The sequence below is a fragment of the Reyranella humidisoli genome, from assembly GCF_019039055.1.
GTDB classification, from domain to species: domain Bacteria; phylum Pseudomonadota; class Alphaproteobacteria; order Reyranellales; family Reyranellaceae; genus Reyranella; species Reyranella humidisoli.
The window spans coordinates 993,713-1,014,562 of sequence record NZ_JAHOPB010000002.1; the positions used below are offsets into that span (position 1 = coordinate 993,713).

Below are 20,850 nucleotides of genomic sequence, written 5' to 3' on the forward strand. Positions count from 1 at the left end.
CGAGGAGGGATCATGCAGCACACGAAGTTTGGCCGAACCGGCCTTAGCGTCTCGAAGCTCTGCCTCGGCACGATGACCTTCGGTCTGCAATGCGACGCCGTGCAGAGCAACGACATCCTCGACGCCGCCGCAGCCGGCGACATCGACTTCCTCGACACGGCCAACGTCTATCCGCTGGGCGGCATGCGCGACACGGTGGGCCGCACCGAGCAGATCGTCGGCAACTGACTGAAGGGCAAGCGTCACCACTACATCGTGGCGACCAAGTGCGGCGGCGTCATGGGGCGGCATCCCTGGGAGCAGGGCACGTCGCGCAAGCATGTGCTGGAGGCGATCGAGGCGTCGCTGAGGCGGCTCGGCACCGACTATGTCGACCTCTATCAACTTCATCGCCACGATCCGGGGACACCGCTCGACGAGACGATGGATGCGCTCGACACGGTCGTGCGGCAGGGCAAGGCGCGCTACGTCGGCGTCTCCAACTGGCCGGCGCACAAAGTGGCGCGCGGGATCGGCCGCGCCGAGGTGAAGAACACCGTCCGCATCGATTCGGTGCAGCCGCGCTACAATTTATTGTTCCGCAGCTACGAACGCGACCTGCTGCCGTTGTGCGAGGAGGAAGGGATCGCGGTGATCCCCTACAATCCTCTGGCCGGCGGTCTTCTTACGGGCAAGTACAATGGCGAGGCGCCCCCGCCGCAAGGCTCACGCTTCCAGCTCGGCACCGCAGGCGCCCGCTACCAGGAGCGTTACTGGCACCGGCGCGAGTTCGAGACCATCGAGGCGATCCGTGGCGTCGCGGCCGAGGCGGGCATGAGCATGGCCGTCCTGGCGATGCGCTGGACGCTTTCCAATCCGGCGATCACCACGCCTATCATCGGCGCGTCCAAGCCCGAGCAGCTTGCCGACAGTTTCGCCGCGGCCGAGCAGGGGCCGCTGCCCAAGGACCTCAAGGCCATACTCGACCAGCTCACGCACGAATGGCGCGCCGTCGATGCCGAGCGTTGATATCGGCGGGCCAGGCTACTCCGGCTCGATGCCGGCAACTTTCATCATCTCGCGGTAGAGCGCGATCTCGGCGACCATGATGCGCCGCATCTCCTCGGGCGTGCACGGCGCGATTTCCGAGCCGCCCTGGGCCTGTCGTTCGACATAGGCCGGATCGGTGATGGCCTTGAGCATGGCCTCGCGCAGCTTCGCCATGACCGGCTGCGGCACGCCGCTCGGCATCAGGATGCCGGTCCAGGTCATCAGCTCGAAGTCGGGAATGCCCTGTTCGATCAGCGTCGGGATGTCGGGTGTGAGCGGATAGCGGCCGCGGCTGCCGACACCGAGGCAACGCACCGTCCCGGCCTTGACCTGCGGCAGGCTGGTGACCGGATCGGCGAAGCACATCTGCACGTGGCCGGCCATCGTGTCCTGCAGTGCTGCGGGTGTGCTCTTGTAGGGCACGTGCATCATGTCGATGCCGGCCTTGGCCTTGAGCAGTTCGCCCGAGATGCGCGTCGAGGCACTGCCCGAGCCGAAGTTTATCTTGCCCGGCTGGCGCTTGCACAGCGCGACGAACTCGCCCGCCGTCTTCGCCTCGACCTTCGGGTTCACGATCATGAACACCGGCGCGCGGCCGATGATCGTCACCGGTTCGAAGTCCTTGAGCGGGTCGTAGGGCAGGGACTTCATCATCGCGACATTCGACGCCGCGGCGGTGTTGGAGCAGACGAAGATGGTCTGGCCGTCGGGCTTCGCCTTGGCGGCGACTTCGGCGGCAATGGCGCCATTGGCCCCCGGCTTGTTCTCGACGACGGCCGGAACACCGAAGACCTTGTTCAAGCCCTCGGCGACGTTACGGGCGCTCTGGTCGGTCGCCGAGCCCGGACCGAACGGCACGATGATGCGGAACGGGCCGTTCGGAAAAGTATCCGCCTTCGCTGCGCTGCCGAAGGGCAGCGCAGCAGCACCGACGATCAGGGAACGGCGGCGCATGCTGCGAGTCCTGCCTAGCGCCGCCACCAGCCGCGCTTGGGCTTCTCCGGCGGCGCGTCGATCACGGGGACCGGCGGCGGCGCAGGAGCGGGCTCCGGTTCCGGGATCACGATCGGCTGCGGCGCCGACGCGACCACCGGTGGGGCCGGGGGCGGGGGCGGCGGAGCGGCTTCAACGTTCACCGGCTCACCGGGATCGAAGGGCGCGCGTTCCACCGGCATGTGCTCGACCGGCATGGCTTCCAGCGGCGTCGGCGGCGAGGCCGGCGGCTCGTGAGCGCTATTCGGCTCACTCGTGTCATGACCGTTCTCGGCGCGTTCCTCGCCTTGGGAGCCGGCTTGGTCTTCGTTGGCATGACCGTCCGCTGCCTGGCCTACTCCCTGCAGCGGCTCGCCTTCGCCGTTCTCGCGACGGCGGCGGCGGCCACCGCGGCGACCGCGTCGACGGCGGCCGTTGCGATCGTCGCCGTTGGACTCGCCTTCCGGACGATCGCCCTCGGCGCCGTCATCGTCGGCGCGGGCGCTATCGGGTTCACCTTCGGGCGCATCGCCCTCGGCATCTTCCTCGGCCGCACCGTTGAGGCGTGACTCTCCGCCCTCGCTGGCCTCGCCGGCAGCCTGTGGCTGGTCGGAGCCTTCGCCGTCCTCGCGGCGCCCACCACGACGGCGACGACGGCGACGGCGACGGCCGCGACCCTCGGCACCTTCCTCGTCCGCGCCACCCTCTTCGCCGCGCTCGTCAACCTCGCGGGCCTCGACGGTCTCGCCCTCGTCGGACGAAGCCTCGTCGCCGGATGCTTCCTCATAGCTGGCGCGCGCCAGTTCGGGCGCCGGCCGGCTGTCGTTGCGATGGTCCTCGCGACGGGACCGCACGCGCTCGATCTCGCAATCGGCGGCGTGGAGTTCCTCGTCGGCCTCGACGATGACCGTGAAGCCGTAGCGCTGCTCGATCTCCGACAGCGAATGGCGCTTCTGGTTGAGCAGGTAGAGTGCCACGTTCGGCGGAACGCTGACCGCGATCTCGCTGGCGCGGCGCCGCACGCCTTCCTCCTCGATCGCGCGCAGCGCATGGAGCGAGGCGGATTCGAGCGAGCGGATGCGGCCGGTGCCGGCGCAGTGCGGGCAGACCTCGGTCGAGTGCTCCAGCAGGCTGGGACGCAGCCGCTGGCGCGACATCTCGAGCAGGCCGAACGCGGAGATGCGTCCGATCTGGATGCGCGCGCGATCGGTGCGCATCGAGTCCTTCACCTTGTGCTCGACCTGGCGCTGGTGACGCGTCTCCTCCATGTCGATGAAGTCGATCACGATCAGGCCGGCGAGGTCGCGCAGGCGGACCTGGCGGGCGATCTCCTCGGCCGCCTCGATGTTGGTGCGCAGCGCCGTCTCCTCGATGTTCCGCTCCTTGGTGGAGCGGCCCGAGTTGACGTCGATGGCGACCAGCGCCTCGGTCGGATTGATGACGATGTAGCCGCCGGAGCGGAGCTGCACCGTCGGCGAATGCATGGCGTCGAACTGGTTCTCCACCTGGTAGCGGTGGAAGAGGGGAATCGGCTCCTTGTAGAGCTCGACCTTGTTCGCCTGGTGCGGCACCAGCTGGCGCATGAACTCCGCGGCACCCTGGAAGCCCGCCTCGCCCTCGACGAGCACCTGCGCGATGTCGGTGTCGTAGATGTCCCGCAGCGACCGCTTGATGAGATCGCCTTCCTCGTAGATCAGCGCCGGCGCCGTCGAGCGCATCGTGATCTCGCGGATCGAATCCCAGAGCCGCGACAGGTATTCGTAGTCGCGCTTGATGTCGATGTTGGAGCGTTCCAGCCCTGCAGTGCGCAGGATCACGCCCATGCCCTGCGGCACGTCGAGGTCGCTCAGCATCTCCTTCATCCGCTTGCGGTCGGCGGGGTTGGAGATCTTGCGCGAGATGCCGCCGCCACGACCGGCGTTGGGCATCAGCACGCAGTAGCGGCCGGCCAGCGAGAGGTAGGTGGTGAGCGCCGCGCCCTTGTTGCCGCGCTCTTCCTTGACGACCTGCACCAGCAGGATCTGCCGGCGCTTGATGACTTCCTGGATCTTGTACTGGCGGATCGGGTTGCGGCGACGACGCTCGCGCGTCTCGCGTTCCTCCACGACCTCGTCGCCGCCCAGCGTCTCGACCGTGACGTCCGGCTGCGGCGCCTCGGCCGGATCGGTCGAAACCGCGCCGTCCGTTTCGACGGGCTGATCGGTGCCTTCCGTGGTCGCGACGGTCTCGCCTTCGGCTGCGGGTTCGGAGGCCGGGGCGGCTTCCGCTGTCTCGACGGGGGCCGTCTCTACAGCCGTTTCGGAGAGGGCAGGCTCGACGTGAACCGGTCCATCGAGGCGCTCGACGGGAATTTCCGCGGGCTGGGCCTGCGATTCCGGTTCGATGGTGGTCGTCTCGACCGCGACGGTTTCCGTAACGGCCGTTTCGGCGGACGCCGCCTCGAAGCCCGGCGCCTCGGGGCCAGGCTCGCCCGCAACCGCGTCGGTCGGGGCGTCGGGGGCGGGGACCGCTTCCGAGGCGGCCGCTTCGCGGGCCTCTTCGATGTCGGTGCGGTCGACGCGATTGCGCCGGCGCGGCTCGTCCTCTTCAGCCTCGGCGTGCAGGCGATGCTGTTCGGCGATCAGCCGTTCGCGGTCAGCGACGGGGATTTGATAATAGTCCGGGTGGATTTCCGAAAAGGCCAGGAAGCCGTGCCGGTTGCCGCCATACTCGACGAACGCCGCCTGCAGCGACGGTTCGATGCGGATGACTTTCGCGAGATAGATGTTGCCCTTCAGGGGCTTGCGGCTCGCGGTTTCGAAGTCGAATTCTTCAAGTCTCGTTCCATCGACCACAACGACCCGGGTCTCTTCCGGGTGACTTGCATCGATGAGCATACGCCTTGCCATGGGCTCGCTCCGAGGCGTCCGATCCCTACCGGTGCGAGCGACCGGCGGCCATGTCGCCTCCGTCGTGCGAGGGGAGCGGTGCGTCATCGACCCGCCGAACGGCCAACTCTGGCCAAGACGGGGAAGCTTCACGCCGCCGGACCACGACTGGGTCCTGCCAACCTCGAGTTTCCTGATAGCCACCGCCTGCCTGACAGTCTCTCCGCAGACCGGCCGCGCCCCCATTTCTGCAAAGGCGCGAGCCCAGTCTGGCTCGGAAACTGCCGTCGGAGCGCGACCCTAAGGCGCGCTACGAACGACGGCGACTGCTCGCGGAACGCAACATACGGGGTTGCGAACGGGCCTACAATCAAAAGATTGTGTCGCATGAATTTGATCTTTTAAGGCATTGAAAATATTTGGAATTACAGTCTCTTTTCTGATATTGGTTTAATAATATTCAAACAAATTTCATCCCTCTTTGACCCTTGGCGTTCGCCATGTCCGATTTCCGCCGCCGTCATTTGCTCGCCGTTCTGGCCGGCGTGAGTGTGCTTGGAATGGGGGCAGGGGGCGCCCTGGCGGCACCCTCGAAGCGCCAGAAATCGGTCAAGAAGCCGACGCCGACCGTGCCGATGGCCCGGCCTAAACTGGTGTTTCTCGACCCCGGCCATGGCGGCCGCGATCCGGGCGCCCTGGGCGGCCGAGGGACCCAGGAGAAGAGCGTCGTTCTGGCGATCGCGCGCGACCTGCAACGCGAACTGCTGGCCGGCAACCGTTACAGGGTCCTGCTGTCGCGGAACACGGACAGTTATGTCGCGCTACGTGAACGTGTCGCTCGCGCCCAGGCCGCCAAGGCCGATCTCTTCCTTTCGCTCCATGCGGATGCGCACAGCGACAACGATGTGCGGGGTGCATCGGTGTACACATTGTCGGAGGAGGCGACGGACCGCGAAGCGGCTGCATTGGCCGCTCGGGAAAACCGTGCCGGCATGGTCGTTTCAGGCATGAGGCTGTCCGATCAGCCCGACAATGTGGCCCAGACGCTCGTGGCCATGAGCCAGCGGGGGACTGTGAACGACTCCCGTCGTCTTGCGGACACGGTCGTCGCCACCTTCGCCCGCAACGGCGTAAGGCTGTTGCCGCGCACCCACAGGCAGGCGGGCTTCGCCGTGCTGACCTCCCCCGACATTCCGGCCGCGCTGGTGGAATTGGGCTATCTCTCCAATTCGCAGGACGAGAAGCTTCTGACCGTCCGTCAGCACCAGTTGGCCCTTGCCCGGGCGCTGCGGGCGTCCGTGGACGCCTATTTCGGCGCCACAAGAAAGGCATAAGTGCGAGGCATTCTGCGACATTGAAGGCCCTTTGGGTGCCGCGTAGAAAGTGACCGTGCTCAACTTCATAAAGATCAGCCTGGCGTTCGCCACTGCCGTCCTCATTGTCGGTACCGGGACCGTCGCAGGCCTTTTCTGGCATTTCAGTCACGGGCTGCCCGATCACAAGCAACTGGCCGACTACCAGCCGGCGACCCTGACCCGGCTCTATGCCGCCGACGGCAAGCTGCTGGCCGAGTATGCCCGCGAGAAGCGCGTATTCGTTCCGGTCGCTGCCATGCCCAAGCGCGTACTCGAGGCCTTCGTCGCGGCCGAGGACCAGCGATTCTTTACCCATCCGGGCATCGACTTCATCGGCGTGGTGCGCGCCATGGTCGCCAATGTCGCCAACCCGGGCAAACGCCCCGAGGGCGCGTCCGGCCTGACGCAGCAGGTCGCGAAGAACTTCCTGCTCACCAACCAGGCGACACTCTCGCGCAAGATCCGCGAGGCCATTCTCGCGTTCCGGATCGAGGAGACCTACTCCAAGGAACGCATCCTCGAACTGTACCTGAACGAGATCTATCTCGGCTCGGGCAACTATGGCGTAGCGCAGGCGGCGCTCAACTATTTTGACCGTTCGCTGGATGAGCTCTCGCTCTCGGAAATCGCCTACCTCGCGGCGCTGCCGAAGGCGCCGAACCGCTACAACATCGTGCGTAACGAAAAGGAAGCCTACGCCCGGCGGGACTATGTGCTTCATCGCATGATGGAGGACGGCTACATCACGGCCGCCGAAGCGCAGGCCGCCAGGGCCGAGAAGCTCCAGTATCGCCGCCGCAGCACCACCGAAGTGGCGCAGGCCGACTTCTTCGCCGAGGAGGTGCGCCGCAATCTGATGGCCGCCTATGGCGAGAAAGGGCTTTACGAAGGCGGCCTGACCGTCAGTACGACGCTCGATCCGGCGATCCAGAACGTCGCCGACAACGCGTTGCGCGACGGGCTGATCGCCTATGACCGCCGTCACGGCTGGCGCGGCGCTTACGCCAAGATTCCCGACATGAGCGTCTGGGAGGAAGAGTTCGCCCGCATCGCCCAGCGCCGGCCGCTCGCCGGCCCGCCGACGTGGCAGCTTGCCGTCGTGAACAAGGTCGATGCGCAGTCGATCCAGATCGTCGGCCTACCGGACGGCGAGGGCACTGTGCCCTTCGCCGAGATGAGCTGGGCGCGTCCGACCCTGCAGAACCAGACGGTGGGCGCCGCTCCGCGCGGCCCGCGCGACGTCGTTGCCGTGGGCGACGTCATTGTCGTGGAGAAGGTCGAGAAGCCGGCCGGCGCCAATGCCAAGCCCTATCCGCCGAAGACCTACGCCTTGCGCCAGGTGCCCAATGTCGAGGGCGGCGTGGTGGTGATGGACACCCAGACCGGCCGCGTTCTCGCGATGTCGGGCGGCTGGTCCTATGGTCGCAGTCAGTTCAACCGCGCCGTCCAGGCCGCGCGACAGCCGGGCTCCGCCTTCAAGCCGTTCGTCTATCTGGCGGCGATGGACGCAGGCTTCACGCCGGGCTCGATCGTGCTCGATGCGCCGTTCGTCTACGATCCGGGCCACGGCCAGCCGCTGTGGACGCCGAAGAACTACGGCGGCGACATGCTGGGACCGACCACGGTGCGTCGCGGTCTCGAACTGTCGCGCAACCTGATGACGGTTCGCATGGCCCAGCAGATCGGCATGAAGCGCGTCGTCGACGTCGCCAAGGAATTCGGTGTCACGGACGGCATGGGTGCCTACCTGCCGATGGCGCTCGGCGCCGGCGAAACGACGCTGCTGCGCATGACGATGGCCTACGCGATGCTGGCCAACGGTGCCCTCGAGATCACGCCGTCGCTGGTCGATCGCGTGCAGGACCGCAATGGCAAGACGGTCTATCGCCACGAGCCTCGCACCTGCCGCGGCTGCGGCGAGACGGCGGGAAACGCCAGGCCGGCCGCGCCTGAACTGATCGATTCGCGCAAGCCGTTCCACGATCCCGCGTCCGTCTACCAGGTCGTCAGCATGATGCAGGGCGTGACGACCCGCGGCACGGCCGGCCGTTTGGGCGCGCTCGGCCGTCCGATTGCGGGCAAGACCGGCACGACGAACGACGCGCACGACAACTGGTTCCTGGGCTCCACGCCCGACATCACCATCGGCGTCTATATCGGTTTCGACGAGCCGCGCACGCTGGGTTCGCAGGAAACCGGCGGCAGCAACTCGGTGCCGATCTACGAAGCGATCGCCAAGGAGATCTTCAAGGGCAAGCCGCCGACGCCGTTCCGCGTGCCACCGGGCCTGCGCATGGTCCGTTTCAGCTACGAGGGCGGCACGATCGACGAAGTGTTCAAGCCGAACACCGAGCCGGGATCGGAGGGCTACATGGTCACACCGCTTGACGGATCGGCCCCTTATTCCGCTATAGACCCCACGCAGGGCCCGCAGCAGGCGGGCAGCCCCCGGCGTCCGGGTCTCTCGGGCACCGGCGAGACCTATTAGTCAGTTTGAAACGGATTCGTGATGCGCGCCGAAGCCCAAGCGATGGTGAACGAGATCGAGGAGTCGCTCGAACTCCTCAGGAGGCGTCTTTGACTACGACCGTGCGGTCGTCCGTCTCGATGAGCTGAACGCGCGCGCCGAGGATCCGGCGCTTTGGAATGACCCGAAGGAAGCCGAGAAGGTGATGCGCGAGCGCACCAAGCTCGAAGCGGCGATCGGTGCGATCAAGCGCCTGCGCGCCGCGGTCGACGACAATGTCGGTTTGATCGAGATGGCCGAGGCCGAGAAGGACGAGGCCACCATCGCCGAGTGCGAGAAAGCGCTGCGCGAGGCCACGGGGGAGACCAGGGCGGCGCGTCTCGAGACGCTGCTGTCGGGCGAGGCCGATGCCAACAACGCCTATATCGAGATCAACGCCGGCGCCGGCGGCACCGAGGCCCAGGACTGGGCCGAGATGCTGGCGCGCATGTACACGCGCTGGGCCGAGCGCCGCGGCTTCAAGGTGAGCTGGCTGGAAGAGAGCGCCGGTGAAGAGGCCGGCATCAAGTCCTGCGCCTACAAGGTCGAGGGGCCCAATGCCTATGGCTGGCTGAAGACCGAGAGCGGCGTGCACCGGCTGGTGCGCATCTCGCCGTTCGACGGCAATGCGCGGCGCCAGACTTCGTTTGCCTCGGTCTGGGTCTATCCCGAGGTCGACGACAACATCGAGATCGAGCTCGTCGACAAGGACCTGCGTGTCGATACCTATCGCGCCTCGGGCGCGGGCGGGCAGCACGTCAACAAGACGGACTCGGCGGTGCGCATCACCCATCTGCCGACCGGCATTGCCGTCGCCGTGCAGCAGGAGCGCTCGCAGCACCAGAATCGCGCCAAGGCGATCCAGATGCTGAAGGCGCGCCTCTACGAGGTCGAACTGCAGAAGCGCGAGGCCGAGCGTCTCGAGGCCGAGGCCAGCAAGACCGACATCGGCTGGGGTCACCAGATCCGCTCCTATGTGTTGCAGCCCTACCAGATGGTGAAGGACCTGCGCACCAACGTGGAGCGCTCGGACCCGCAGAAGGTGCTGGACGGCGACCTCGACGAATTCATGGCCGCCTCGCTTGCCGCCCGCGTGGGCGAGGGCAAGGACAAGGAAGCCGCGTAAGGAGTGGGCTGCCATGTGGTTCGTGTTCGAAGCCGAGTATGAGATCGAGGATCGCCGCGCCAACTGGAACAAGCCGGTGCGGGACACGATCGCCTGGCACGGTCCCTTCGACACCGAGAAGGAGGCCGACGAGGTCGCCTTGGCGCGCATGTGGGCGAAGATCGACCTCTACGCGCACAAGGCGCGCACCATCGACATGACGGTAAAGCCCGAAGCGTCCTGATCAAGCTGGTCCGTCGATTGCATCTCCGCCGGGGTCAATGGCGGAGAGGCACAACTTGGCTGTACGGCAATTCCATCTCGGCTGGTTCCTCGGCAACAGTTTCGGCGTTCACGGCTGGAACCAGCCCTGGTCGGGTGTCGATGCGCGCGAGTGGGCGCAGCCCGATCTTCACATCGAACTGGCCGGGGCGCTGGAGCGCGCCTGCTTCGACTGCCTGCTGCTCGAGGACTCGCTGTTCGTCCCCGACAACTACGGCGGCTCGATGGATTTTTATCTCGAACGAGCCCTGCGCGCGCCGAAGAACGATCCGCTGCCGCTCGTCCCGCTGATCGCGCAAGCGACGAAGCATCTCGGGATCGTTCCCACCATCTCCACGAGCTTCTATCCGCCCTATCTGCTCGCGCGCCTGATCGCGACGCTCGACCTCATGTCGAAGGGGCGGGTCGGCTGTAATTTCGTAACTTCGACCGCCGAGCGGGCCGCGCAGAACTTCGGTCTCGATGCTCATCTCGAGCACGATCTGCGCTACGAGATGGCCGACGAATTCGTGGACCTCGTGACGAAGCTCTGGTCGTCCTGGGATGCCGACGCGGTCGTTGCCGACCGGGAGACGGGCATCTTCGTCGATCCCGCGAAGGTTCGGGCCATCGACTTCAAGGGACGGTTCTTCTCCTCACGCGGCCCGCTCAACACCGCTCAGCCGCCGCAGGGACGGCCAGTGCTGGTGCAGGCGGGTGGTTCGCCGCAAGGCAAGGCCTTCGCCGCCCGGCACATGGACGTCGTGGTCGCGGCGCTGGGTACGGTCGCGGAGATGAAGGCGTTCCGCGACGACATGCGCAAGCGTGTCGCGGCAGAGGGAAGAGACCCCGACAGCTGCAAGGTGCTGTTCGTGGTGTCGCCGACGCTCGGCGAGACCAATGAGGAGGCCGAGGATCGCGCGGCGCGTCGACAGGCGCAGCGCGAGGCCGCGCCGGAAGTATCGCTGGCGATGATGGGCAGCCTGACGGACATCGACTTCTCGACCTTCGACCTCGATGCACCGCTGGCAGAGCTCACGACCAACGGCCAGCAGGGAACCTTGAAGCGTTTCCTGGCGCAGGGCCGGACTTTGCGCGAAGTCGCGGCGAACTACCGTTTCGGATTCGAGGATGCCGTCGTCGGATCCGTCGAACGTGTCGCTGACGTGATGGAGGAGGCGATGGAGCAGGTGGGCGGCGACGGCTTCATGTTCAACGGGCCGCTCAGTCGTCGCTACGTCGCCGACGTTACCGATGGACTCGTGCCGGCGCTGCAGAAGCGCGGCCTCGTTCGCACTGCGTACGCCCACGCGCATTTTCGCGACAATCTGTTTGCATTCTGATCCTGTCAGGCCACTCTCGATCGAGGAACAGCCGGAGCCGCCTCATCGCCAGTCCTCTCTATGTCGCGCTCGGCGCCATGACGGTTCAGCAGACCTTCGCCACGCTGGGACGCTCGACCGTTCCGCTGATCGCTGCCGCCATCGTGGTCGATCTCGGCATCGAGGCCGCGCTGGTCGGCGTCTATCTCGCCATCGGCTCGGTCGCGGCCTTCCTGACGACCATCGGCTGCGGCGGCTTCATCCTGCGCTATGGCGCGGTGCGCATGACACAGGTCGGCATGCTGGCGCTGGGCCTGGGCCTCGCCATCACCACTGCGGGCTGGTTGCCGCTCTTTGCGGCCGGCGCCTTCATCGGCGGGCTGGGGCAGGCGGTGTCGACGCCCTCCAGCTCGCACCTGCTCGGGCGACTCGCGCCTCGGAACCTGGCGCCGCTGGTCTTCTCGATCAAGCAGTGCGGCGTGCCGGTCGGCCTGATGCTGGCGGGCGTCGTGGCGCCGGCACTGGTGGTCGAAGCGGGCTGGCGCGTGGCGCTGCTGGTCATCGCGCTCTCCTGCGTGCTCATTGTGCTGGCCCTGCAGCCGCTGCGCGCGGGCTTCGATGCCGATCGCAATTCCGCCCAGCCTCTGTCGCCCGCGGACATCCGTGCCAATGTCTCGGGTGTGCTGCGCAACCCTGCGCTGCGCATCCTGTGCATCGCGATGTTCAGCTTCGTCGGCCTCCAGTCGCTCTTCACCGGCTTCTTCGTGCTCTACCTGGTGCGCGGCCTGGGCTACGACCTCGAGCGTGCCGGGCAGGTCTTTGCCATCGCCATCGTCGTGGCGGTGCCGGCGCGAATCGGCTGGGGCTGGCTTGCCTCACGCTTCGTGGCGCCCGCGACGCTGCTGGCTCTCCTGGGGATCGGCATGGCCGCCGCCGCGGTCCTTACGGCCTCGATCGCTCCCGAGTGGCCGACCTGGGCCGCGGCCCTCATTGCCACGGCGTTGAGCGTCACCGGCGTGAGCTGGCACGGCGTGCTGCTGGCCGAGGTGGCGCGCCTTTCGCCGGTCGGCCGCATCGGCGCGACCACGGGCGCCGTGCTGGCGTTCGGCGATGCCGGCGCACTCGTCCTGCCGCTGCTGTTCAGTGCGGCCCTGTCGCTGACAGGCGGCTACGCCAGCGGCTTCCTGATCGGCGCGGCCCTGGCGCTCGGGGTCGGCCTGTTCGGCCTGTGGCAGCGGGTCAGCCGGCAGCGTTAGGCGCGACCAAGCTCTCGACGGGAGAGTCCGTAACCCGACATCCGCCTGCCGCGACTGGTCTTTCCCGGCGCTTGGTGTAGCCTCCCGGCAAAACAGGTGCCTGGGAGGGCAGACGACCATGGACAACCGCAGGAAGAATCCGGCGAAGGTCGGACGGCGTCATTTTCTCGGCGGCACGGCTGCCGGCCTCGTCGCGGCGCCGGCCATCGTGTCGGCGCAGGGCGACTGGCCGAACAAGCAGATCCGCGTCGTCATTCCCTATCCGCCGGGCGGCCCGTCCGACGTCACGACACGCATCGTTCTGGAGCGCGCGGGATCGATTCTGGGACAGAGCATCCTGTTCGACAACAAGGCCGGCGCCAGCGGCGCGATCGGCGCAGAGCACGTCATCAAGAGCGCGCCGGCCGACGGCTACACCTTCCTGACCACGACCACGGCGATGGTCTGCATTACCGAGCACCTGCAGCCGCTGCCCTACGATACGTCCAGGGACCTCGTGGCGGTGGCGCGCACGGCCACCTCGTGGATGGGCATGGGGATCAACCCGCAGGTGCCGGCCAATAACCTGCAGGAGTTCATCGCCTACGCCAAGGCCAACCCCGGGAAGATCAACTTCGGCTCGGCGGGCCTTGCGACCATCACCCAGCTCTACGGCGAGATCTTCAACATCGAGGCCGGCGTGACGATGGTGCATGTGCCCTACAAGGGCAGCGCGCCGGCGACCAACGACCTACTGGCGGGCCAGATTCAGGTGCAGTTCGATCCGACCACGCTCCCGCACATCGCCGCCGGGCGCCTGAAGTGCTTCGCCGTGCTGGGGGAGAAGCGTTGGCCAGGCAAGCCGGACGTGCCGACCCTCAAGGAGCAGGGCCTGGGCAAGATCGGCGGCGATGCCTGGTACGGCATCGTGGCCGCCAAGGGTACGCCGCAGGCGGCCATCGACAGGATGGCCGCCGCGATCGGCGAGGCGGTCAAGGACCCGGCGCTGAACGAAAGGCTCGTGGCCAGCGGCAACTATTCGAGCTTCCAGGACACGAAGACCTTCCAGGCGACGATCGAGCGCGAACGCGTGTCGTTCGGCGAGATCATCCGGAAGGCCGACATCAAAGTCTGAGACTATACTAGGGCCGGCTGAGGAGGGTTGAAGATGACCAAGCCGGAAACTAGGACGTACGACCGCAGCGCCGAGGACCTCGGCAACATCGTGGCGCTGGAGCACGTCAATCTCGGGATCGCCGACCAGGGGCTGGCGACGGTCTTCTACATGAGCGGGCTCGGTCTCACGCGCGATCCCTACATGATGACCAGCATCGACAATATGTGGGTCAATGTCGGGCGCAGCCAGTTCCACCTGCCGACGATGGCCAAGGCCCAGCACCTGCGCGGACGGGTCGGGCTCGTGATCCCCGACCGCGAGGCGCTGCTGCAGCGGCTCGGGCGCGTGAAAGGCATGCTGGGCGACACGCGCTTTGCCTTCGTGGAGCACGAGGACCATGTCGAGACGACCTGTCCGTGGGGCAACCGGATCCTCTGTCACGATCCATCGTCGCGCTTCGACGGCATGGGGCTGGGCATGGCCTATGTCGAGTTCGACGCGCCGCGTGGGACGGCGAGCGGCATCGCCGCCTTCTATCGCGATGTCTTCGCAACGGGCGCGCGCGTCGAGAGAGACGCGGCGCATATTTCGGTCGGGATCGGGCAGGAGCTGATCTTCCGCGAGGGAGATGCCGCGGCGGAGGCCTATGATGGGCACCATATCCAGGTCTACGTCGCGAACTTCTCCGGCCCGCATGCGCGGCTGGTCGAGCGCGGCCTGCTGACTGAGGAAAGCAACCAGCACCAGTATCGCTTCCAGCAGATCGCCGATCCCACGAGCGGCAAGGCGCTGTTCGAGATCGAGCACGAGATCCGCAGCCTGCGTCATCCGCTGCATGCGCGACCCCTGGTCAACCGCAACCCGCTGCAGACGAATCGCGCCTACGTTCCCGGACGCGACGGCTGGGTGCCCGAGCCGACATTGCCGGAGATGGACGATCCGAGGGTCGAGATGCGCCGCAAGCGCTTCGAGGAAGCGACGCGGCGGGCGGCCAACTGATGCTGGGCTTGGCTTTGCGGATCTTGGGCTTCGGCCTGCTCGGTTTCGTCGTGACTCCCATTGTCGTCGGCATCACGGTTCTCGTCCTCGCCTATAGTCTCGATTCTCGCTGCGGCACGCCGGGCGATTCGGGGGGCTGTGAGATGGGGGTAGCATCCATCGCCATCGCCTCGGCGCTGCCGGGCCTGGCGATCGGCGTCGCCTTCGCGCTGTATCGCCATTTCCGGAAGAAGCGCGTGAAGCCGTGACGGTCGGCGACTCTTCGGCCTTCGACAAGCTGAAGGCGCGTATCCAGGCACTGCGCGCCAAGACTATCGACAACGGCTGCACCGAGGGCGAGGCGCTGGCGGCGGCGGCCAAGGTCGCTGAACTGCTCGATCGCTACGAGCTGTCGCTCACGGATGTCGAGATCCGCGAGACGCAGTGCGAGGAGCGGGTCTACGAGACCCATCTCAGGAAGCGCATCCCGATCGACGAATGCATCGGCGCCATTGCGGCGTTCTGCGATTGCCGCGTCTGGCGCGAGAAGAACGCGGCCGGCGAGGCGCGCTATGTCTTCTTCGGCCTGCCTGCCGATGTAGAAGTCGCGCACTACCTGACCGAGCTGATCGACGGCGCGGTCCGTGCCGAACTCGGCCGCTACAAGGTTTCGGCCGGGTACAAGCGCTTCATGCATCAGGAGCGTCACCTCGCGAATGCGTCCTTCACACTCGGCATGTGCGCGTCCATCGCCGACCGGTTGGTGACGATGAAGGCGGAACGCGACGGGGTGCTCCAGAGCAGCGGCCGCGGGTTGATGGTACTCAAGGCCGCCGTCGTCGATACCGAACTCGAGAGGCTCGGATTGAAGCTACGGACCGTGGAAGCGGGGCCAGGGCGCTTCATCTCGCCCGATGCCTACGATGCTGGTGGGGCGGCCGGCGAATCGGTCGCCCTCAATCCCGGCATCCGCCGCCGGTAACGCGCTGAATCAAGGACCCTTCGCTGCGCTCAGGATGACAAGAAGAGTGTCATCCCGAACGAAGTGAGGGATCCTTTGCGTCTTCTCAGCCTGCCGCAGCGGCGCGGACCATGTCGGCACACTTCTCGCCGATCATGATGGCTGGCGCATTGGTGTTGCCGGCGACGATGGAGGGCATGATCGAGGCGTCGGCCACGCGCAGGCCTGCGATGCCGTGGACCCTGAGCTGCGGATCGACCACGGCGTCGACCTCACGGCCCATGCGACAGGTGCCGACGGGGTGAAGGTTCGAGACGCCGCGGGCGCGGATGTCGGCCTTGAGGTCGGCGTCGCTGGTGACCCCGGCGCCGGGCAGGATCTCCTCGACGATGAAGGGCTTCAGCGCCGGCTGGCTCGCGATCTCCCGGCAGATCCGCATGCCGTGCAGCAGGGCGTCGAAGTCGGAGGCGTTCTTCAGGAAGTTGAACCTGATCTCCGGTGCGGCGAGCGGATCGGCCGATTTCAGCCGCACCGTGCCGCGTCCCGAAGGCGTCAGATGCACCGGGCTGAGCCCGAACGCCGAGAAGGGCTGCGGGACGATGCCCGACTTGTTCCGGTCCTTGATCGCCCAGGCGAACATGTTGATCTGCAGGTCGGGGCGCTCGAGCCGCCTGTCGCTGCGCACCAGCGCGCCGACGAACAGGCCCATGCTGGCCAGCGGCCCGGTGCGGCCGAACGCGTACTGCGCCGCCGCCATCAGCCGGCGCGGCAGGCTGAGCGTCAGGTCGTTCATGGTGACGGGCTGGCTGCAGCGATAGGCGATGTAGGTGTTGAAATGGTCATGAAGGTGACTGCCGACGCCCGGCATGTCGCGCACGACCTCGATGCCGTGCTGCTTCAGGTGTTCGGCCGGCCCGAGCCCCGACAGCATGAGGAGCTGCGGCGAACCATAGACGCCCCCCGAGACGATCACCTCGCGGTTTGCGCGGGCACGCACGAGGCCGCCCGGCGTGCGATACACGACGCCGGTGGCGTGGCCGTTCTCGATCAGCACCCGGGTTGCATGCGCGGAAGTGGCGACCGTCAGGTTGCGGCGACCTTTGGCGGGACCGAGATAGGCGCGGGCGGAGGACCAGCGGCGCGCCCGGTTGATGGTGGTCTGGTAGAAGCCGACGCCGTCCTGCGTCGCACCGTTGAAATCTGGATTGACCGGAATGCCGGCCTGCACGGCGGCGTCATGCATTGCGCGGGCGAGCGTCGGCTGCCAGCGATGGTCCTGGACCTTGAGTGGACCGCCGGTGCCGTGGAATTCGTCGGCGCCGCGCTCCTGATCCTCGGCGCGCTTGAAGTAGGGAAGGACGGACTGATAGTCCCAGCCTTCGCAGCCGCGCTGGCGCCACTCGTCGTAATCCGCTGCGTTACCGCGCATATAAACCATGCCGTTGATCGAGCTGGTGCCGCCCAGCACCTTGCCGCGCGGCTGATACATGATGCGGTTGTTGAGCTCGGCTTCCGGCTCGCTGTCGAACATCCAGTTGACCTTCGGGTTATTGAAGGTCTTGTGATAGCCGAGCGGCACATGGATCCACGGATAGGTGTCGCGCGGCCCGGCTTCGAGCAGCAGCACCGAGAAACGGCCATCCTCGCTCAGCCGGCCGGCGACGGCGCAACCGGCGGAGCCCGCGCCGGTCACGATGAAATCGTACGAAGCTTCGCCTTGCACGCCGTTTCCCCCGTTCGTTTCCGGGAGCGTAGCGCGCTCTCGTCAGCCGAGATAGGCCTTCACCAGCCGTTCGTCGGTGAGGAAGGACTGCCATTCGCCCGGGCCGATCTCGTGGACGATGCTGCCGACCGACATGACGTAGGCGCGGTCGGTTATTTCCGAGGCGATGCCGACATTCTGCTCGATCAGCAGCAGCCCCATGCCGCGCTCGCGCAGTGCCTTGATGACCAGCAGGATGTCCTTGACGACCTTGGGCGCGAGGCCGGTCGAGGGTTCGTCCATGATCAGCAGGTCGGGCTGCAGCAGCAGGGCGCGGGCGATCGCCACCATTTGCTGCTGGCCGCCGCTCAACAGCTCGACCGGAGAGGCGAGACGCTCCTTCACGACGGGAAAGAGGGCCGTCACCTCGTCCCACGAGAAGCGCATGTCGGCGCCGCGCGCCTTGCGGCCGACGGTCTCGGCCAGGATCAGGTTCTCGCGCACCGACAGTTCGCCGAACAGGCGACGGTTCTCCAGCACGACGGCCAGCCCATGCTGGGCGAGGTTGTGCGCCGGCGTGGCCGTGATGTCGGTGCCGTTCTTGACGATGCGGCCGCCGCGGGCGCGCAGCAGGCCGCAGACGGTGCGGACGAGGGTGGTCTTGCCCGCGCCGTTGGCACCGACCAAGGCCACGGCCTCGCCGTCGCCGACCTTGAGCGAGACGTCGCGCAGGACGGTGAGGGCGCCGTAGCCGGCGGAGACGGAGGTCACTTCCAGCACGGCTCAGACCCCGAGATAGACTTCGCGGACCCGAGGGTCGCGCTGGATGGCGGCCATGTCGCCGCTGGCGATGATCTCGCCGAAATAGAGCGTGTGAACGGTGCGCGCCACGGTCATCAGGCCCATGTCGTGCGACACCAGCAGGACGGTGATGCCTTCCTCATTCAGCCGCACGATCCAGTCTCGCAGATCGTCGATCTCCTGGACGTTGAGGCCCGACGAGGGCTCGTCGAGCAGCAGCAGGCGCGGTTCGCCGACCACGGCGCGGGCGATCTCGAGAATGCGGCGCTGGCCGGCGGTCAGGCTGGCGGCCGGCAGGTCACGCAACGCCGTGAGGCCGAAGCGCTCGCAGCCGGCCTCGGCGCGTTCGCGGATCTCGCGCATCTGGCCGCGCGAGGCGGGCGTGCGCAGCAGGTCCTGAAGCATCGTGGTGCGCGTGAGCTTGGTGCAGCCGACCATGACGTTCTCCAGCACCGTCATCTGCTCGAAGACCTGCGGCGTCTGGAAGGTGCGGACGAGGCCGTTGAGGCCACGCTGCTGGATCGTGTCGCGGCCGAGCGCGGCTCCGCGATAGGTGACGGTGCCGGCGAGGGGGCGGATGTAGCCGGTCACGATGTTGAACAGCGTGGTCTTGCCCGAGCCATTGGGGCCGATGAGACCGATGATGCCGCCTTCTGGCACGTCGAAGGTGACGGAGCGCAGCACTGAGAGGCCGCCGAACGAATGGCCGACCTCCTTGAGGGCGAGAAGGGGATCAGCCATTGCCGCTACCCCGCTTGGCGAGACGGGTCCGCAGCTTGCCGAACGCGCCGACAAGTCCCTCCGGCATCAGGACGACGACGGCGACGAGCGCGAGGCCGAACAGGATCTGGTGGATGTCGCCCAGCTTGCTCAGAAGTTCCGGCAGGAAGGTCACGAACAGCGCGCCGACGACGATGCCGGGGATCGAGGTCGCGCCGCCGATCACCGGGATCAGCAGGAAGCTGATCGATCGGTCGACGGTGAAGCTCTGCGTGCTGACGAACGAGGCATGATGGGCGAACAGGCTGCCGGCCAGGCTGCCGAACAGGGCGCAAACGACGAAGACCCGGGTGCGCAGCGATTGGAGGTCGATCGAGAGAGCTGCCGCCGCGGTGCTTGAGTCGCGCATGGCGCGCAGCATCAGGCCGGTGCGGCTGTCGACGAGATTGTGCGCCACCGCCATGCAGGCGAAGGCCACGATCCAGACAAAGAAGTAATAACGTGAGGGTCGGTCGAGCAGGAAGCCGAACAGGTCGAGCTTGGGAATGCCGCCGATGCCCAGGGTACCTCCGGTCAGCCAGTCCCATTCGAAGAACAGGGCGCTCGCGATGGCGCTGAGGGCCAGCGTGCCCAGCGCCAGGAAGTAGCCGGTGAGGCGCAGGATGGGACGGCCGATGACATAGGCCAGCGCCATGCTTATAACGGCGCCGACGATGAAACCCACGATGCTGGGCAGGCCCATCATGACCGTGCAATAGGCGCTGGCATAGGCGCCGAGCCCGTAGAAGGTGGCCTGTGCCAGGTTGACGATGCCGCAATGACCCAGCAGCAGGCCGATGCCGAGGCCGGCGACCGTATAGATGCCGGTGAAGACCAGCAGGTCGGCCATGTAGCGCGGCACGACGAAGGGCAGCGCGGCCCAGACGACGAGGCCAAGGGCGAGCCAGGGGAGGGTGCGCGGCTTCATGCGCTCAGCCTCCCCGCCGGCCGGCGCGGCCGAGGATGCCCTGAGGCATCAGGATCATGATGATGATCAACACGGAGAAGGCGACGACGTCCTTGTAGCTCGACGAGATGCCGATGATGGCCAGCGATTCGACCAGGCCCAGGGTGAGGCCGCCTACGGCCGCGCCCAGCGGATTGGTGAGGCCGCCCAGCACGGCGGCGGCGAAACCCTTGAGGGTGAGGTTGAGGCCGAGCTGGTAGTCGACGCCGATCAGCGGCGTCACGAGGATGCCGCCCAGCGCACCCAGCAGGCCGCCGAGTACGAAAGTGAAAGTGCGCATGCGGCCGACGTCGATGCCGGTGGTCGCCGCACCGTCGGCATCGATCGAGGCCGCCATCATCGACAGGCCGATCGTGGTGCGGTGGTAGAAGGCGCGCAGCGCCAGGGTGGCGCCGATGCCGATGGCGATCAGCCACAGCGCGTGGAACTGGATGACGGCGTCGAGGATGATCAGCACGCCCTCGCCGCCAAGTGGCGGCAGGAGGTGACCATCGCGGCCGATGAAGAAGAGCACGCTGGCCGACAGGGTGAGGGCGAGGCCGATGGTCAGCAGCAGGAAGCTATCCTCGCTCGCGTTCTTCCTGGCCATGTAACGCACGAAGGCGACCTCGATGAAGGCGCCGACCAGGGCGCCTGCAATCGCGCCGCCAGCGATGGCGGCCGGGTAAGGCCAGCCTGTCTTGGTCAGCAGCAGCACGGTGGTCATGGCGCCGATGACGGCGAACTCGCCCTGCATGGCGTTGATCACGCGGCTGCCCTTGAAGATGGCGGAGAGGCCCATGCCGACGAGCGCGTAGACGATGCCATTCGTCACGCCCGCGAAGATGGCCTGAAGGACCAGGCTCAATGTCATGAAGGGATGCTTCCGCGCGAGAGGGCAGCGCAGGTCCGGGAAGGGACCTGCGCCGCTGGT

General features: G+C 66.8%; 17 protein-coding genes and 1 pseudogene. 11 read left to right on the forward strand and 7 right to left on the reverse strand.

Annotation, left to right across the window (positions count from 1 at the left end):
* The first annotated feature begins 12 nt into the window (after nt 1-12).
* A pseudogene (locus KQ910_RS23205) lies at nt 13-1,008 on the forward strand (aldo/keto reductase).
* Between the two features lie 15 nt (nt 1,009-1,023).
* Here KQ910_RS23205 and KQ910_RS23210 read toward each other — a convergent pair.
* Both KQ910_RS23210 and KQ910_RS23215 read right to left on the reverse strand, forming a co-directional pair.
* Nucleotides 1,024-1,983, reverse strand: coding sequence for a Bug family tripartite tricarboxylate transporter substrate binding protein (locus KQ910_RS23210; RefSeq protein WP_216965695.1), 960 nt, complete (start codon nt 1,981-1,983; stop codon nt 1,024-1,026).
* A 14-nt stretch (nt 1,984-1,997) separates the two neighbouring features.
* The gene (locus tag KQ910_RS23215; RefSeq protein ID WP_216965697.1) at nt 1,998-4,889 is read right to left on the reverse strand and encodes an Rne/Rng family ribonuclease; all 2,892 of its coding nucleotides are present in this window, start codon (nt 4,887-4,889) and stop codon (nt 1,998-2,000) included.
* Nucleotides 4,890-5,368: 479 nt separating this feature from the next.
* Here KQ910_RS23215 and KQ910_RS23220 point away from each other — a divergent pair, with 479 nt between their 5' ends.
* From KQ910_RS23220 to KQ910_RS23265, 10 genes are all read left to right on the forward strand, one after another.
* On the forward strand, nt 5,369-6,202 hold the full coding sequence (locus KQ910_RS23220; protein WP_216965699.1) for an N-acetylmuramoyl-L-alanine amidase family protein: 834 nt from the start codon (nt 5,369-5,371) through the stop codon (nt 6,200-6,202).
* A gap of 55 nt (nt 6,203-6,257) precedes the next feature.
* Nucleotides 6,258-8,711, forward strand: coding sequence for a penicillin-binding protein 1A (locus KQ910_RS23225; protein WP_216965701.1), 2,454 nt, complete (start codon nt 6,258-6,260; stop codon nt 8,709-8,711).
* A gap of 21 nt (nt 8,712-8,732) precedes the next feature.
* A protein-coding gene (gene prfB, locus KQ910_RS23230; RefSeq protein WP_216965703.1) for a peptide chain release factor 2 occupies nt 8,733-9,855 on the forward strand; the annotation gives its coding sequence in 2 pieces (ribosomal slippage) (nt 8,733-8,801 and nt 8,803-9,855; 1,122 coding nt in all).
* A gap of 13 nt (nt 9,856-9,868) precedes the next feature.
* Nucleotides 9,869-10,078: a hypothetical protein gene (locus tag KQ910_RS23235; protein ID WP_216965705.1), complete on the forward strand. Its 210-nt coding sequence runs from the start codon at nt 9,869-9,871 to the stop codon at nt 10,076-10,078.
* A gap of 55 nt (nt 10,079-10,133) precedes the next feature.
* Nucleotides 10,134-11,438 (forward strand): NtaA/DmoA family FMN-dependent monooxygenase, encoded by a 1,305-nt coding sequence (locus tag KQ910_RS23240; RefSeq protein ID WP_229600858.1) that lies wholly within the window; start codon nt 10,134-10,136, stop codon nt 11,436-11,438.
* 77 nt (nt 11,439-11,515) lie between these two features.
* Nucleotides 11,516-12,673, forward strand: a complete 1,158-nt coding sequence (locus tag KQ910_RS23245; protein ID WP_216965709.1) for an MFS transporter — start codon at nt 11,516-11,518, stop codon at nt 12,671-12,673.
* Nucleotides 12,674-12,791: 118 nt separating this feature from the next.
* The gene (locus KQ910_RS23250) at nt 12,792-13,787 is read left to right on the forward strand and encodes a Bug family tripartite tricarboxylate transporter substrate binding protein (RefSeq protein WP_216965711.1); all 996 of its coding nucleotides are present in this window, start codon (nt 12,792-12,794) and stop codon (nt 13,785-13,787) included.
* A gap of 33 nt (nt 13,788-13,820) precedes the next feature.
* Complete coding sequence (locus KQ910_RS23255) at nt 13,821-14,768, forward strand: hypothetical protein (protein WP_216965713.1); 948 nt, start codon at nt 13,821-13,823, stop codon at nt 14,766-14,768.
* An 8-nt stretch (nt 14,769-14,776) separates the two neighbouring features.
* The gene (locus KQ910_RS23260) at nt 14,777-15,016 is read left to right on the forward strand and encodes a hypothetical protein (RefSeq protein ID WP_216965715.1); all 240 of its coding nucleotides are present in this window, start codon (nt 14,777-14,779) and stop codon (nt 15,014-15,016) included.
* On the forward strand, nt 15,013-15,729 hold the full coding sequence (locus KQ910_RS23265) for a DUF7168 domain-containing protein (protein WP_216965717.1): 717 nt from the start codon (nt 15,013-15,015) through the stop codon (nt 15,727-15,729). The genes KQ910_RS23260 and KQ910_RS23265 overlap by 4 nt, the downstream gene beginning before the upstream one ends.
* Before the next feature lie 85 nt (nt 15,730-15,814).
* Here KQ910_RS23265 and KQ910_RS23270 read toward each other — a convergent pair whose 3' ends face one another.
* The 5 genes from KQ910_RS23270 to KQ910_RS23290 are packed head-to-tail and all read right to left on the reverse strand — an operon-like array spanning nt 15,815 to nt 20,790.
* Nucleotides 15,815-17,431, reverse strand: a complete 1,617-nt coding sequence (locus tag KQ910_RS23270) for a GMC family oxidoreductase (protein ID WP_216965719.1) — start codon at nt 17,429-17,431, stop codon at nt 15,815-15,817.
* A 42-nt stretch (nt 17,432-17,473) separates the two neighbouring features.
* Complete coding sequence (locus KQ910_RS23275; protein ID WP_216965721.1) at nt 17,474-18,190, reverse strand: ABC transporter ATP-binding protein; 717 nt, start codon at nt 18,188-18,190, stop codon at nt 17,474-17,476.
* A gap of 3 nt (nt 18,191-18,193) precedes the next feature.
* Complete coding sequence (locus KQ910_RS23280; RefSeq protein ID WP_216965724.1) at nt 18,194-18,952, reverse strand: ABC transporter ATP-binding protein; 759 nt, start codon at nt 18,950-18,952, stop codon at nt 18,194-18,196.
* Entirely contained in the window at nt 18,945-19,898 is a 954-nt protein-coding gene (locus tag KQ910_RS23285; RefSeq protein WP_216965726.1) for a branched-chain amino acid ABC transporter permease, read from the reverse strand. The genes KQ910_RS23280 and KQ910_RS23285 overlap by 8 nt, the downstream gene beginning before the upstream one ends.
* 4 nt (nt 19,899-19,902) lie before the next feature.
* A complete protein-coding gene (locus KQ910_RS23290) occupies nt 19,903-20,790 on the reverse strand; it encodes a branched-chain amino acid ABC transporter permease (RefSeq protein WP_216965728.1) in 888 nt (295 codons plus the stop codon).
* Between the last annotated feature and the right edge of the window lie 60 nt (nt 20,791-20,850).

Excerpts from the sequence above, each read along its gene's own strand:
- KQ910_RS23210 (WP_216965695.1), bottom strand. The coding sequence starts at position 1,983 with ATGCGCCGCCGTTCCCTGATCGTCGGTGCTGCTGCGCTGCCCTTCGGC.
- KQ910_RS23215 (WP_216965697.1), bottom strand. The coding sequence starts at position 4,889 with ATGGCAAGGCGTATGCTCATCGATGCAAGTCACCCGGAAGAGACCCGG.
- KQ910_RS23220 (WP_216965699.1), top strand. The coding sequence starts at position 5,369 with ATGTCCGATTTCCGCCGCCGTCATTTGCTCGCCGTTCTGGCCGGCGTG.
- KQ910_RS23235 (WP_216965705.1), top strand. The coding sequence starts at position 9,869 with ATGTGGTTCGTGTTCGAAGCCGAGTATGAGATCGAGGATCGCCGCGCC.
- KQ910_RS23245 (WP_216965709.1), top strand. The coding sequence starts at position 11,516 with ATGACGGTTCAGCAGACCTTCGCCACGCTGGGACGCTCGACCGTTCCG.
- KQ910_RS23250 (WP_216965711.1), top strand. The coding sequence starts at position 12,792 with ATGGACAACCGCAGGAAGAATCCGGCGAAGGTCGGACGGCGTCATTTT.
- KQ910_RS23255 (WP_216965713.1), top strand. The coding sequence starts at position 13,821 with ATGACCAAGCCGGAAACTAGGACGTACGACCGCAGCGCCGAGGACCTC.
- KQ910_RS23280 (WP_216965724.1), bottom strand. The coding sequence starts at position 18,952 with ATGGCTGATCCCCTTCTCGCCCTCAAGGAGGTCGGCCATTCGTTCGGC.
- KQ910_RS23285 (WP_216965726.1), bottom strand. The coding sequence starts at position 19,898 with ATGAAGCCGCGCACCCTCCCCTGGCTCGCCCTTGGCCTCGTCGTCTGG.
- KQ910_RS23290 (WP_216965728.1), bottom strand. The coding sequence starts at position 20,790 with ATGACATTGAGCCTGGTCCTTCAGGCCATCTTCGCGGGCGTGACGAAT.